The sequence below is a fragment of the Janthinobacterium salmonicoloratum genome (genome assembly GCF_051380845.1).
Taxonomy (GTDB): domain Bacteria; phylum Pseudomonadota; class Gammaproteobacteria; order Burkholderiales; family Burkholderiaceae_D; genus Janthinobacterium; species Janthinobacterium lividum_F.
This window is the reverse complement of the sequence record NZ_JBNYXV010000001.1, coordinates 2,755,678-2,769,262: the sequence shown is the minus strand read 5'-3', so window position 1 is coordinate 2,769,262 and position 13,585 is coordinate 2,755,678. Positions and strand designations below refer to the sequence as shown.

The 13,585-nt window shown below is 63.2% G+C and carries 14 protein-coding genes; 7 read left to right on the top strand and 7 right to left on the bottom strand.

What is annotated here, in order from left to right:
* The first annotated feature begins 6 nt into the window (after window positions 1-6).
* Both ACQ4WY_RS12765 and ACQ4WY_RS12760 read left to right on the top strand, forming a co-directional pair.
* Entirely contained in the window at window positions 7-282 is a 276-nt protein-coding gene (locus ACQ4WY_RS12765) for a DUF6587 family protein (RefSeq protein ID WP_436504305.1), read from the top strand.
* A 70-nt stretch (window positions 283-352) separates the two neighbouring features.
* Window positions 353-514, top strand: a complete 162-nt coding sequence (locus ACQ4WY_RS12760) for a hypothetical protein (RefSeq protein WP_353659694.1) — start codon at window positions 353-355, stop codon at window positions 512-514.
* A gap of 31 nt (window positions 515-545) precedes the next feature.
* Here ACQ4WY_RS12760 and ACQ4WY_RS12755 read toward each other — a convergent pair whose 3' ends face one another.
* Window positions 546-1,466, bottom strand: a complete 921-nt coding sequence (locus tag ACQ4WY_RS12755; RefSeq protein WP_436504304.1) for an AraC family transcriptional regulator — start codon at window positions 1,464-1,466, stop codon at window positions 546-548.
* 138 nt (window positions 1,467-1,604) lie between these two features.
* On the opposite strand from ACQ4WY_RS12755, the gene ACQ4WY_RS12750 reads away from it, so the two are divergent.
* Window positions 1,605-2,585 (top strand): oxidoreductase, encoded by a 981-nt coding sequence (locus ACQ4WY_RS12750; protein WP_436504448.1) that lies wholly within the window; start codon window positions 1,605-1,607, stop codon window positions 2,583-2,585.
* 45 nt (window positions 2,586-2,630) lie between these two features.
* On the opposite strand, the gene nagZ is transcribed toward ACQ4WY_RS12750, so the two are convergent.
* From nagZ to ACQ4WY_RS12730, 4 genes are all read right to left on the bottom strand, one after another.
* Window positions 2,631-4,172, bottom strand: a complete 1,542-nt coding sequence (nagZ, locus tag ACQ4WY_RS12745; protein ID WP_436504303.1) for a beta-N-acetylhexosaminidase — start codon at window positions 4,170-4,172, stop codon at window positions 2,631-2,633.
* A 189-nt stretch (window positions 4,173-4,361) separates the two neighbouring features.
* Window positions 4,362-5,972 carry an FMN-binding glutamate synthase family protein gene (locus ACQ4WY_RS12740; RefSeq protein ID WP_436504302.1) on the bottom strand — a complete coding sequence of 537 codons (1,611 nt, stop codon included), beginning with the start codon at window positions 5,970-5,972 and terminating at the stop codon, window positions 4,362-4,364.
* 223 nt (window positions 5,973-6,195) lie between these two features.
* On the bottom strand, window positions 6,196-7,206 hold the full coding sequence (locus tag ACQ4WY_RS12735) for a M48 family metallopeptidase (RefSeq protein ID WP_436504301.1): 1,011 nt from the start codon (window positions 7,204-7,206) through the stop codon (window positions 6,196-6,198).
* 2 nt (window positions 7,207-7,208) lie between these two features.
* Window positions 7,209-8,261 (bottom strand): YjgN family protein, encoded by a 1,053-nt coding sequence (locus ACQ4WY_RS12730; RefSeq protein ID WP_353659699.1) that lies wholly within the window; start codon window positions 8,259-8,261, stop codon window positions 7,209-7,211.
* Window positions 8,262-8,426: 165 nt separating this feature from the next.
* Between ACQ4WY_RS12730 and ACQ4WY_RS12725 the strand changes: the two genes are divergently transcribed.
* The 3 genes from ACQ4WY_RS12725 (at window position 8,427) to ACQ4WY_RS12715 (ending at window position 10,394) form a co-directional block, all read left to right on the top strand.
* The gene (locus ACQ4WY_RS12725) at window positions 8,427-9,098 is read left to right on the top strand and encodes a glutathione S-transferase (RefSeq protein ID WP_353659700.1); all 672 of its coding nucleotides are present in this window, start codon (window positions 8,427-8,429) and stop codon (window positions 9,096-9,098) included.
* A gap of 71 nt (window positions 9,099-9,169) precedes the next feature.
* Window positions 9,170-9,943: a 5'-3' exonuclease gene (locus tag ACQ4WY_RS12720; RefSeq protein ID WP_436504300.1), complete on the top strand. Its 774-nt coding sequence runs from the start codon at window positions 9,170-9,172 to the stop codon at window positions 9,941-9,943.
* A gap of 40 nt (window positions 9,944-9,983) precedes the next feature.
* Window positions 9,984-10,394 (top strand): response regulator, encoded by a 411-nt coding sequence (locus tag ACQ4WY_RS12715; protein ID WP_436504447.1) that lies wholly within the window; start codon window positions 9,984-9,986, stop codon window positions 10,392-10,394.
* A gap of 4 nt (window positions 10,395-10,398) precedes the next feature.
* On the opposite strand, the gene mnmA is transcribed toward ACQ4WY_RS12715, so the two are convergent.
* Both mnmA and ACQ4WY_RS12705 read right to left on the bottom strand, forming a co-directional pair.
* Window positions 10,399-11,514, bottom strand: a complete 1,116-nt coding sequence (gene mnmA / locus ACQ4WY_RS12710) for a tRNA 2-thiouridine(34) synthase MnmA (protein ID WP_436504299.1) — start codon at window positions 11,512-11,514, stop codon at window positions 10,399-10,401.
* Between the two features lie 41 nt (window positions 11,515-11,555).
* Window positions 11,556-12,035, bottom strand: coding sequence for an NUDIX hydrolase (locus ACQ4WY_RS12705; protein ID WP_436504298.1), 480 nt, complete (start codon window positions 12,033-12,035; stop codon window positions 11,556-11,558).
* Between the two features lie 413 nt (window positions 12,036-12,448).
* On the opposite strand from ACQ4WY_RS12705, the gene ACQ4WY_RS12700 reads away from it, so the two are divergent.
* Window positions 12,449-13,561: a Re/Si-specific NAD(P)(+) transhydrogenase subunit alpha gene (locus ACQ4WY_RS12700; RefSeq protein WP_436504297.1), complete on the top strand. Its 1,113-nt coding sequence runs from the start codon at window positions 12,449-12,451 to the stop codon at window positions 13,559-13,561.
* Window positions 13,562-13,585 lie beyond the last annotated feature (24 nt).

Sequence of the window (13,585 nt, the reverse complement as noted above, 5' to 3'; positions counted from 1 at the left end):
AAAACCATGTGGCAAACCCTCATCGTCGCCCTGATCGTCGCAGCCGCGCTGCTGCATTTTTCGACCAAATACCTGCCGGCGGGCGTGCGCCGCGCCATCGTGCGTGGCCTGGTGCGCTGCGGCCTCAATGAGGCGAAGATGTCGACCTTGTTCAAGGTGGCGCCGGGTTGCGGCAGCGGCTGCGGTTCCTGCGGCTCCTGCGACAGCCCGCCGCCGCCATCCGCCACGCCGCCGGCCGATGGCAGCAGCAAGCGCGTGATCCTGATGCAGGTGCAGCGCTAGGGCTTGATGTAGGTCTGGCCATGGGCGCGCCCGTGGGCTACACTGGGCTTCCGCATGGCAAGGAGTAGCGATGGCGATACTGTTGATCTTCATGTTTTTGTTTGCGGTCGCCACCTGGCTGCTGGCCAGCCGGCGCGGCCGACACGGGGGACTCTGGTTCGGCATCGGCCTGTTCCTCGGGCCCTTTGCCTTGCTGGCGGTGGCGGCCCTGCCGCCCGTCGCGCGGCCTTGAACGTAAAGAAAACCCGCAGTTGCGGGTTTTTTTACGCCTGCGCGCCCGCGTGGCGCAGCCGGTACTGGCGCGGCGAGCAGGCCATGACGCGCTTGAAGGCGTGGCTGAAGGCGCTGTCCGAATCGTAGCCCAGCGCCTGCGCAATCGACGTCACCGTTGCGGCACTGTCCCTCAGTCGCCGCGTGGCCAGGCGCATGCGCCAGCGCAGCAGGTAGTCGAGCGGCGTCAGGCCCACCCTGTTCTTGAAATGCAGGGCAAAGGCCGAGCGCGACTGCCCCGCGACGGCGGCCAGCTGCTGCAAGGTCCAGCGCTGTGCCGGCTGCGCATGCATGGCCTCGATGGCGGCGCGCAGCCGGGGATCGGCCAGCGCGAACAGCCAGCCTACCGGATGCGTAGGCTGCGCTGCCAGGTACTGGCGCAGCATTTGCAGCAGCATCATGTGGCCCAGGTGGCGCGTCATCAGCGCCGCGCCGGGCGCCGTCGCCTGCAATTCCTGCGCCAGCCGTTGCAAGGCCCAGTGCAGCACGCTGGCCTGATCCGTATCGCCGCGCACGTGCAGCAGCGGGGGCAGGCAGTCGAGCAAGATGGCCGCTTCGTCGCCAAAGTGGAAGCGTCCGCCGATGAGAAAAAAATCGTGCTGCGGCGTGCCGTGGCGGGCCACGCCCTGCTGCGCGTGCCGGTACACGTCCAGCGCCGGCGCGGCTGGCAAGCCGGGTGTGCTGGCCAGGGTAAACGCGCGTCCGGGCGCCAGCAGGAAGCAGTCGCCCGTATGCAGCTGCACGGGAGCGTCGATGCCCGCGACCGTCAGCCAGCAAGCACCTTCGATCACGGCGTTGAACTTGATGCCGTCCGGTGGCGGAAAGTCGATGGCCCAATCGCCACCCGCCTTCAGGCCGGCAAAATAGGAACTGCGCGTGTCGAGCAGCGAGAGTACATCGGAGAGTAAATCCATGGTGGGGTTCGGTTCTGGACGATAGCGATAGTATTGCAGATTTTACGCCATTCACAGTCCAGTTCCTTGCGCGCAAAATGGCCATCTCGCCAGCTATTCGGACTGGCTCTACTTGCAAAGGCAGACCCCATGGGCAGCATCGACAACAAACAAACTCCCCTGCACTCCGGCTTCGACGCCACCACGACCGCCACCGAGGCGCTGTCCGGCCGCGACTTGTCCGGCGTGCAGGCCATCGTCACGGGCGGCGCGTCGGGCCTGGGGCTGGAAACGGTGCGCGTGCTGGCCGGCGCCGGCGGCAGGGTGCTGGTGCCGGCGCGCGATCCGGCGCAGGCGCAAGCGGCCCTGGCAGACATGGCCGGCGTGGAGGTCGCAGCGCTCGACCTTCTCAATTCGCAATCGATCGACGCATTCGCGGCCGCCTTTCTTGCCACCGGCCGGGCCCTGTACGTGCTGGTCAACGGCGCCGGCATTATGGCCACGCCCTTGCTGCGCGATGTGCGTGGCTACGAGGCGCAGTTCGCGACCAATCACCTGGGGCATTTCCAGCTGACGGCGCGCCTGTGGCCCGCCTTGCGACAGGCGCAGGGAGCGCGCGTGGTGTGTGTATCGTCGCTGGGACACCGGCAGGCAGGCGTCGACCTGGACGACCCGCATTTCCTGCGCCAGCCGTACGACAAATGGCGCGCGTATGCGCAGTCGAAAAGCGCCAATGCGCTGTTTTCCGTGGAGCTGGACCGGCGCGGTGCGGCGCACGGCGTGCGCGCTTTCTCGCTGCATCCGGGGGCCATCCTGACGCCGCTGGTGCGCCATTTGGACCGCGATGACTTGCGCCGCGTGGGCGCGCTGGACGACGCAGGGGAAGTGAATCCGCCGCCGCAATCGGGATTCAAGAATGGAGCGCAGGGCGCGGCCACGACCATTTGGTGCGCCACCAGCGCGCAGCTTGAGGAGCACGGTGGAGTGTATTGCGAGGATTGCGATATCGCCGCGCTGGTGCCGGACGACAGTGCGGGGCCGGGCGTGCGGCGCTGGGCCGTCGACCCCGCGCAGGCGCGCCAGCTGTGGGCGCTGAGCGAGCAGATGACGGGCGTGCGCTTCGATTGCGACGCAGAATAGAAAATGCCGGGCAATGCCCGGCATGTGCAGGAGGCCGGCGTAGCTTTATGCCTTGCCCGCCAGCTTGTCCACCACCGGCACCAGCGCGGCCGGGCGGCAGCCGAAGGCGGCCAGGCGGCCTTGCGCGTCGGGTGCCAGGTCCAGGTCGTAGGGCAAACGGCCCGCCACCAGCCACAGTTTATCCTGCGGCAGGGCCTCGACCAGGCGGCGCTGGCCGGCGACGAACATGGCGTTATACGTTTGCAGCACGATCTGCTGCGCGCCTTGTGCAAAGGCGATGGCGGCGTCGACCTCTTCGTCCAGCGCTTCGGCCGACAAGGCATATTCGCGCACGTCCAGGCCCGCTTCGAGCAGCGCCGGCAGCATCGAGCTGCGCGCTTCCTTGTTGCGGCCCAGCGCCACTTCGTCGATTTCGCTGCGCGAACGCACTTCCACCGTCAGCAGGGTTACGGGCAGGCTGGTATCGAGCGCGCGGTATGCGCCTTGCACGCGCAAGGCCGCTTTTTGCAGCAGCTGCGACAGGGCCATGGCGGCAGGCTGCATCAGCGCCTGTGGCGTGACCGGGCGTGTGCGCCAGTCGCGCACGGCGCGGTTGCGCTTGAGTTCAGCCACGCGCGCACAAGCCGCGTCGATGCGGTCCATGGCAATGTCACCGCGCTCCACGGCGGCGATGACGGCGTCGATAGCCGCCGTCTGCTGCGCTTCGCGGTGCGAGATGAGGACGATGTCGGCGCCTGCCTGCAGGGTGGCGACGGCGCCCTGGGCGATGCCGATGCCGTCGGCGATGGCCGCCATTTCCAGGCAGTCGGTGATGACGACGCCCTTGTAGCCCATTTCACCGCGCAGCAGGTCCGTCAGCACGCCTTTCGACAGCGTGGCCGGCACGCTGGTGTCGGCCTCGAAGGCGGGGAAGACCACGTGCGCCGTCATGATGGCGTCCACGCCGCCGGCTATGGCCGCGCGGAACGGCGCCAGTTCCACGGCGCGCAGGCGTTCCTTGTCGTGCGGCACCAGCGCCATGGCGTAATGCGTGTCGATGGCCGTGTCGCCGTGGCCGGGGAAGTGCTTGGCTGTCACGGCCACGCCGCTGGCGCGCTGGCCGCGCATGGCTGCCATGCCGTAGTCGATGACGGTGGCGGCATCCTCGCCATACGCGCGCACGCCGATGACGGGGTTGTTGCGGTTGTTGTTTACGTCCAGCACAGGGGCGAGCAGCATATTGATGCCTACCTGGCGCATTTCATCGCCGCTGATCTGGTTCATGCGTTCGCAATCCTCGACCGAGCCGGCCGCCTGGAAGGCCATCGCCGCGGGAATCGGCGTGACGCCCTGCTCGATGCGCATCACCATGCCGCCTTCCTGGTCGATGGAGATGAGCAGCGGAATGTCGGACACTTCCGCGTTGATTTCCTGCAGTTCGCGGCACAGGGCTGACACTTGCGCGGGCGTGTGCACGTTGCGGCGGAACAGGATCACGCCGCCCACCTTCTTTTGGCGTATCAAGGTCTTGATATGCTCGTCCGCCTGCAGGGCGTCGAAGCCCACCATGAACAACTGTCCTACTTTCTCGCGCAAACCCTGCTCCATGCTGCAACTCCTCCGGTCTTCATGTTGATGATGGCATACGTATTGTGGCACCGTGATGATGCACCTTGGCGATCACCGGAAAAGCTGCCTGCGTTTTGTATTTGTTTTGGTATTGTATTGGATTCAGGTTTTTGCGCAAGTGGTTATTAAGTGGTATTGCTTCACTTATTCACTTGCGCAGGCGTCGTATCAATCCAGGCGCTGGAACGATGCCGATTGCGCCTTGGGCCAGTACAGGCCGAACACGGGCGGCAGCTGTGGCAGCTGGCTCGGGTCAAGTAGCTGGCCCGCGTCCAGGAAGGGCAGCAGGGCCGACGCCAATTTGACCTGGTTCGGCGAGATGCGCCGCACCAGGTGATGCGGACGCAGTTCCTGCGGATGCGCCAGGCCGGCGGCGGCGATCAGTTCGGCCAGCGCCTTCATGGTGTTCTGGTGGAAGTGCGCCACGCGGGCGATCTTGTCGGATACCACCAACGCGCGCTGGCGCTGCGGGTCTTGCGTGGCCACGCCCGTGGGGCAGCGGTCCGTATGGCAGCTTTGCGACTGGATGCAGCCCAGCGCGAACATGAAGCCACGCGCCGAATTGCACCAGTCGGCGCCCAGCGCCAGCAGGCGGGCAATGTCGAAGGCCGTGATGATCTTGCCCGAGCAGCCGATCTTGATCCTGTCGCGCAGGTTGGCGCCCACCAGGGTGTTATGCACGAGCACCAGCGCTTCTTGCAGCGGCGTGCCCACATGGTCCGTGAATTCCAGGGGCGCCGCGCCCGTGCCTCCTTCACTGCCGTCGACGACGATGAAGTCGGGCGTGATGCCCGTTTCCAGCATGGCCTTGACGATGGCGAAAAACTCCCACGGGTGGCCGATGGCCAGCTTGAAGCCTGTCGGCTTGCCGCCGGAGAGATGGCGCAGGCGGTCGATAAAGTGCAGCATTTCCAGTGGCGTGGAAAAGGCGCTGTGCGCGGCTGGCGAGACGCAATCCTCGCCCACCATCACGCCGCGCGTGGTGGCGATCTCGATCGTCACTTTCGGGCCGGGCAGCACGCCGCCGTGGCCGGGCTTGGCGCCCTGCGACATTTTCAGCTCGATCATTTTCACCTGCTCCGAGCTGGCGTTGGCGATGAAGCGTTCTTCCGAAAACGTGCCGTCCTGGTTGCGGCAGCCGAAGTAGCCGGAGCCGATTTCCCACACCAGGTCACCGCCGTTTTCGCGGTGATAGGGACTAATGCTGCCTTCGCCCGTGTCGTGCATGAAGCCGCCGCTGCGCGCGCCGCCGTTCAGGGCCAGGATGGCGTTGGCCGACAGGGCGCCAAAGCTCATCGCCGAGATATTGAAGACGCTGGCCGAATACGGTTTTGCGCGCGGGCAGTCCGGGTGGTTGCCGATCTCGATGCGGAAATCGTGACCCGTGACCTTGGCGGGAGCGATGGAGTGGTTGATCCATTCATAGCCCGCTGCATACACGTCGATCTGGGTGCCGAACGGGCGCTTGTCCGTCTGCTCCTTGGCGCGCTGGTAGACGATGCTGCGCTGGCTGCGCGAGAACGGCGTCGCCTCGCTGTCGCTTTCCAGGAAATACTGGCGGATTTCGGGGCGGATGCTTTCGAAGAAAAAGCGGAAATGCGCGAGGATGGGGTAGTTGCGGCGCAGGGCGCGCTTGGTTTGCAGCAGGTCGCTGATGCCGACCAGGGTCAGCGCACCGGCCAGCAGGGGCAGCCAGTAATGGTCATAGTAAAACAGGGACAGGACAAAAATGGCTGCCGTCGCAATGAAGGTCAGGTAGCGAAATGGTACTAGATGCATGAGCACTCCGGTGAATTCAGGCTGATATTGCTGAGTGTACCGGTGATTTGTAGATCTTGCTGACTGGGAAAGTGTACTGTTAGAGCGACGCTATCCATACGTGCGACACCTGACAAAACCGTAGCGAGCGGCAGTGATTTGTGGCCGAGAAGCGCAACCGTACTTTAGTACGGTGAGCATCGCCGGCCGCAAAGCACGACGCGCAGTAGGTTTGGTCAGGTGTTCACTGCTGTGCGGCGCGGATACGCTCGACCCGTTCGGCGCTGGCCGGATGGCTCGACAGATACGGCGTGCCCTCGTCCAGCTTGCCCAGGGCGACAAACACTTGCGCCAGGTGTTCCAGCGCAATGCCGTTCTGGCGTAGCATGGCAATCGCGTAGTCGTCCGCGTCGCGTTCGACATCGCGCGAATACTTCAAGTCCAGCAGCAGCGGCGGCACGGTTGCCACCACCGTCGACACGTCGCCGAACAGCAGCGCTGCGCCAGCGCCTACGGCCGAAGTCTGGATGATGCGCCGCGTCAGGTGGCGCTGCTGCAAATGGCCCAGCTCATGCGCGAGCACACCCATGATGGCCTGGTCGTCCGGCAGCAGTTCGATCATTTCATCGGTCAGCACAATGTCGCCGGACGGCAGGGCAAACGCGTTCGGACCGATTTTGCTCTTGCGGAAAACGATGCGGTGTTCGGGGGTGCTATCGCCGGGCGTGGCCAGGCGCGCGAACTGGCTGCGCAAGGCTTGCTGGCGCGCGCCATCGAGCTTGCTCGCTTCAAACACGTGCTGGTCGAGGAAATCGAGCACGCCCTGACCCAGCCGGCGCTCGACGGACTGGGGAATCGCAAAGGCCACGGCCTTGGCCACCACCGGCAGCAGATATTGATAGCTGAGCCACAGGGCCAGGATGGTGGCCACGGTGGCCAGCAGGGCGCCGCGCCAGCTTTGCTGCAGCCGCACCACCCAACCGTCGCGGTGTCCCGTGTCGTGCAACATGTCGTTGAAGGCCGCCTGGTCGGCGATCTCCAGGTAGGCGCCGTCGGGAAAGCTGACCTTGCGCACGGCGTGGCTGCTGCGTTCGGACACGTGCAGCTCGCCCAGCGGGCAGCTGCGCTCGATGTCGCCCGCCAGCACGGCCACGCCATCGCGCACGGACAGTGTCACGTGGTACAGGCGCGAACTCTGGCCGTCGAAATAGCGGCCAGCCAGGGGAGCGTGGCTTTCTTGCGTGTTGGCCCCCATGCTTACATCGACAGGTCGAAATCCAGCAGGTCGACCATGCCTTCACCGGCGGCCGAGACTTGCTGGCCCGTGGCGGCGACAAACTCGTCCAGGCTGCCATGCACCAGCATCGACGTCGCCTCCAGGCGGTACTTCAGCCAGCGCACATGGGCGAATGGCGCGAACAGGCCCAGCGTGACGACCACGCCCAGCAGGTTGGTCAGCATGATGAAGGTGGTGCGGCCCCAGGTCAGTTGCGACTGGAACTGATGCTGCTGCAAGCGCGTGTGGTTCCAGATCAGGTTCTGGATCATGGTCAGGAACAACGGCAGCACGGTGAAGGCCCACAGGTACAAGGCGCCGATGGCAAACAGCAGGCTACCAACCTTGGTCTTGTCATTCGCATTGGCCGCAAACGAGGCGAACACGCTGCCGAAGACGACGAAAATCAGGACCAGCAAGCCACCCAGCAGCAACGCGAAGAACAGCAGATAGGTTTTGTAGAAGCTGCCGACCGTGGCGTCAAAGCTGAAATGGGTGGCGCCGAAACGGCTTTGCGTGTGCTGGAAGCGCTTCAGGCGCTGGTGCAGGAATGGCGTCATCAAGCCCAGGGTGAAGGTATTGAGGATGGGCAGCCACAGGAAATACTTGTAGGCTTCCTTGGCGCTGCCGCCGAAACCGAAGCGGATGCCGCGGTAGCTGGTGTTGTACAGCTTGAATTGCAGGCTTTTCCATATCAGCCAGGGCAGGATGGCGGCCAGCAGTACGAACATCAGCAAGCCAACGATGGGTGAAAGCTTCAGGGCGATGTTGTAGCCGCCGATCAGCACCACGGCCGCGATGCGGCCCTTTAGGATGGCCACGGCGTTGCCATGGTATTCGAAGCTGCTGCCCGCCAGGTGGGTGCTCGAATAAAAATAGCGGTTGCGGCGCACCTTGGCCCAGGCGGAATAAATGCCCAGGGTGACGATGCTCAGCAGCAGGTTGACGATCCAGATACGGAAGTATTCGCTGCCGGTGGCGCTGAAGGTAATGGCTTCGCGCTGGGCGCTGTTGTTGTTGACGTCGACATCCACGGGGAAAGATCCTTACTTATTGGAAACAAAACAAGATAAGGGAATATGGAATAGTTATCAATTGAAAATACTGTTTTTCGCAATTTTTTTACCGATTCGCTTGCGCTGACCCGATCCGACCGTCCCGGCTATACTGGAACTCAACCATCGTTTAACGGGAAAACCATGATCGTCGTCCACCATCTGAACAACTCGCGCTCGCAGCGCGTGCTCTGGCTACTCGAGGAACTGGGCCTCGACTACGAGGTCAAGCGCTACCAGCGCGACCCGAAAACCATGCTGGCGCCTGCCTCGCTGAAGGCCGTGCATCCGCTGGGCAAGTCGCCCGTGATCACGGATGGGGCCAACACCATCGCCGAATCGGGCGCCATCATCGATTACCTGGTCGAGCGCTACGGCAATGGCCGCTTGATACCTGCGGCCGGCACGCCGGAGAAGCTGCGCTGGACCTATTGGCTGCATTTCGCGGAAGGCTCGGCCATGCCGCCGCTGCTGATGAAGCTGGTGTTCGACAAGGTCGAGTCGTCGCCGATGCCGTTTTTCGTGAAACCGATCGCGCGCGGCATCGCCAGCAAGGTCAAGAGCAGCTTCATCATGCCCAATATCAACAGCCAGCTGGCTTACATGGAAGCGGAGCTGGAGAAAACCAAATGGTTTGCCGGCAATGAATTCACGGCAGCCGACATCCAGATGAGCTTTCCGCTGGAAGCGGCGGCCATGCGCGGCGGACTCGACGAGCGTCTGCCGAAGTTGACGGCGTTCCTGCAGCGCATTCATGCGCGGCCGGCCTACCAGCGCGCGCTGGAAAAAGGCGGGCCCTACGATTTCGCCAAATAAGGGGCATTCAAGGCCGATGTGCGGGGAACCATACGGTAAAATGCCCGATTCAACCAGTATCCACTTACCGCATGGCCAGACTCCTCGCTATCGACGGCTTGAATATCGTACGCCGCGTCTACGAAGCCAGTCCTGAACCCGATTCCGACCTGAAGGCGGAGATCGCGCTGCGCCATGCGCTGTCGTCGTTCCGCACCCTCATCAACGACCACGAGCCGACGCACATCCTGCCGGCCTTCGACTTTGGCGGCCCGACCTGGCGCCATGCCCTGTATGCCGGCTACCGCGAAGGGCGCCAACCCATGCCGCAGGTGCTGCGCGACGCTTTGCCCGGCTTTTACGCCACCCTGGCCAGCTTCGGCATGCACGTGGTCAGCATTCCCGAGGTCGAGGCCGACGATGTGATCGGCACGGCCGTCATGCGCTGGCTGCACGAGGGGCGCGGCGCGGCCGTCATCGCCACCACTGACAAGGATTTGCATGGCCTGATCGCCCACGGCGCGCTGGTCTGGGACCACTTCAAGGGGATCTGGCACGACCACGCCTGGGTCGAGAAAAAGTTCGGCGTGCCGCCGGAACTGCTGCCCGACCTGTTGGCGCTGATGGGCGACGTCACCGACAGCATCCCCGGCGTGTCGAAGATCGGCCTGAAGACGGGCGCGAAACTGTTGCGCGCTTACGGCAATATCGACGCCGTGATGGCCGGCGCGGGGATTTTGCCCGGCACGCTGGGCGAAAGCCTGCGAAAAGAGCGCGAAATACTGTATCTTTCAAGAAAGTTAGTTGCGCTCAAGACGGACGTGACTTTAGGCGTGACCTGGAACAAGCTGGTGTGGGAAAAGTAAAGCGCCAGGCAAGAACAATCAAGCAAGGGAAGTAATCATGATGTTAAAGACAGTCCTGATCGATAGCAGCGCCGTGGCGCGCGGCCTGCTGAACACGGTCCTGACCGATGGCGGCTACGATGTCTGCGGGCAGACGCATACCAGCGCGCTGGGACTGGCGCTGCTGGTCAAGCACCAACCGCATTTCGTGTGCATCGCGCGCGAGCAGGTGGAAGATGGGACCAATGTGGTGCAAACCATCCGCGCCCAGTATCCGAAAACGCTCATTTTCATGGTGTCGGGCGGCATCGACGCCGTCTCGCTGCAGGCGGCCCACGCCATGGGCGTGTCGGGCTTCATCGTGAAGCCCTTCATGGCCGACACGGTCCTGAAAACCGTGCGCAACACGGTCATCGCCATGGTGCGCAAGCAGCAGCAGGCGCTGGCCGCCGCTGCGCAGGGCAATACATAGGGAATCAGGCCAGGCCGGTTGAGCTGGCGATGATGCCGCCACCGAGGCACACATCGCCGTCATACAGCACGGCCGACTGGCCGGGCGTGACGGCCCATTGCGCCTGGTCAAACGCCAGGCTGAAGTGTTCATTCCCATCCGGCAGCAGCTGGCAAGCCACGTCGGCCTGGCGGTAGCGCGTCTTGGCGGACAGGGCGCCCGCTTGCGGCGCGGTGCCAGCGACCCAGCTGGCCTGATCGGCCGTCAAGGCGGGCGACAGCAGCCACGGGTGGTCATGGCCCTGCACCACCCACAGGGTATTGTTGGCGATATCCTTGCGCGCCACATACCAGGCGTCGCTGCTGCCGTCGGCGTTCTGGTACGACTTCACGCCGCCGATGCCGATGCCCTTGCGCTGGCCCAGCGTATAAAAACTCAGTCCCACGTGTTCGCCCACCGTCTTGCCATCGGCCGTTTTCATCGGGCCTGGCTTGTAGGACAGGTAGCGGTTCAAAAATTCGCGGAACGGGCGCTCGCCAATAAAACAGATGCCCGTCGAATCTTTCTTTTGCGCGTTCGGCAGGGCCAGTTTCTCGGCGATCTGGCGCACTTGCGTCTTCGGGATTTCACCGAGCGGAAATAAAGTTTTAGACAGTTGCGCCTGGTTCAATCGGTGCAGGAAGTAGCTTTGGTCCTTGCTGGCGTCGACGGCTTTCAGCAGTTCATAGCGGCCCGCATCGGTGGGCGCCTGGCGCACGCGCGCGTAGTGGCCGGTGGCGATCAGGTCGGCGCCCAGGGTCATGGCGTGGTCAAGGAACGCCTTGAACTTGATTTCGGCGTTGCACAGCACGTCCGGGTTTGGCGTGCGGCCGGCCTGGTATTCGCGCAAAAAATCGGCGAACACGCGGTCCTTGTATTCGGAGGCGAAATTGACGGCTTCGATATCGACGCCGATGACGTCGGCCACGCTGGCCGCGTCGATCCAGTCCTGGCGCGTGGAGCAGTATTCCGAATCGTCGTCATCTTCCCAGTTTTTCATGAACAGGCCGATGACTTCATAGCCTTGTTCCTTCAGCATCCATGCCGCGACCGAGGAATCGACCCCGCCCGACATGCCGATAACGACTTTCTTCTTGCTCATCTTGCTTTCCAGTTACTTTAATAATATGGCAATGCGTGTTGCTATGCGCTATTGAAAACGGACGCATGCGTGTGCAGCAGGGCCAGCGGCGCGCGCCGGCCGGCCAGGTATTCGTCAACGCACTGCAGCACCAGCGGGCTGCGGTGGCGTTCCTGGCACGCCGCCATCTCGTCGCGCGTCATCCACAGGGTGCGGATGATGCCTTCGTCCAGCGGGCGGTCATGCTCGGCGCCGGCCGTGCCGCAAAAGGTGAAGCGCAAATAGGTCACGTCCTCGCCCGTGCGCAGTGACTGATAGCGCGACATATACATGCCGACCAGTGCCGTGGGGATGAAATCGTAGGCCGCTTCTTCCAGCGTTTCGCGGATCACCGCCTGCTCCAGCGACTCGAACGGGTCGAGATGACCGGCCGGCTGGTTGAGCTTGATGCCTTCGCTGGTCTCTTCTTCAATCAGTAAAAACAGGCCGTCGCGCTCGACGATGGCGGCAACGGTGACAGAGGGTTTCCAGATTCGCGGCATGATTCCATCCTTGATAGAGCCGACATTTTATCTTGTTCTGCGCGCGCGGTTTGAACACGGCCTTCTGTTGCGCGGACATATTGATAAATGACAACGTTTTAGCAAATAGCGGTGGGAGGTACTTACGTCTTTCCCAGGGAGCGCACTAGCATGGGGGGCTTTAGCGGCAAGATGGCAGGAAACGCCCGCTAATATAGGCTTTCCCTGTGGTCAAAACAAGCGCGCACTCTTGGTCGACTGTGGTGAGATTGACACACCTTTTCCACAATATGGGCGCCGCGCCGCATGGTGAAACGAATCGTGGGATGCTGAAGCAATTAGTGTCGTACGACTAAAAGTTGCTGGTTCACAAACGTTTAACGCGCTGCTTTCCGTGTTAGATTCTAGTCAGTTTATCAATTAGCGGAGGCATCATGAGGATAGGCATACCGGCCGAAACACGGCCTGGTGAAACACGGGTGGCAGCGACGCCCGAGACAGTCAAGAAGCTGGCAGCCAAGCATCAAGTCGTCGTGCAGTCGGGAGCGGGCCTGCAAGCCTCGATTCCCGACGACGCGTATGCCGCCGCTGGTGCGCAGATCGGCACCGCCCAGGAAGCCTATGGCTGCGCCATCGTGCTCAAGGTGCGTGCGCCCGATGCCGAAGAAAGGGCGCTGATGGCCAGCGGCACGGTGCTGATCGGCATGTTGAACCCGTTTGACGCGGACAATATTGCCGCCATGGCCACGGCCGGCTTGTCCGCCTTCGCGCTGGAAGCCGTGCCCCGCATCACGCGCGCGCAGTCGATGGATGTGCTGTCGTCGCAAGCGAATATCGCCGGCTACAAGGCCGTGCTGGTGGCCGCGAATACCTACCAGCGCTTCATGCCCATGCTGATGACGGCGGCTGGCACCGTCAAGGCGGCCCGCGTGCTGATCATGGGCGTGGGCGTGGCAGGCCTGCAGGCGATCGCCACGGCCAAGCGCCTGGGCGCCGTCATTGAAGCGTCCGACGTGCGCCCGCCCGTCAAGGAACAAGTGGAGTCCCTGGGCGCCAAATTCCTCGACGTGCCTTTCCTGACCGATGAAGAAAAGGAAATCGCCAAGGGCTCGGGCGGTTATGCGCGCGCCATGCCGGCCGACTGGATGCGCCGCCAGGCCGAACTGGTGCATGAACGGGCGAAACTGGCCGACATCATCATCACCACCGCACTGATCCCCGGCCGCACCGCGCCCGTCCTGATCTCCGAAGAGACCGTGAAAGCCATGAAACCGGGTTCCGTCATCGTCGACCTGGCCGTCGAGCAGGGCGGCAACTGCCCCCTGTCCGAACTGGGCAAGACCGTGCTCAAGCACGGCGTCTACATCGTGGGCGAACCGAACCTGGCGACCCTGGTGGCGGCCGATGCCTCGGCCCTGTATGCGCGCAACGTGCTGGACTTTTTAAAGCTCATCATCGACAAGGACGAGCAATTGCTGATCGACCGCGAGGATGAAATCATCAAGGCCAGCCTGGTGTGTGCAGGCAGTGAAATCTTACGTAAATAACGCGGCGCCGGAGAGAACAACATC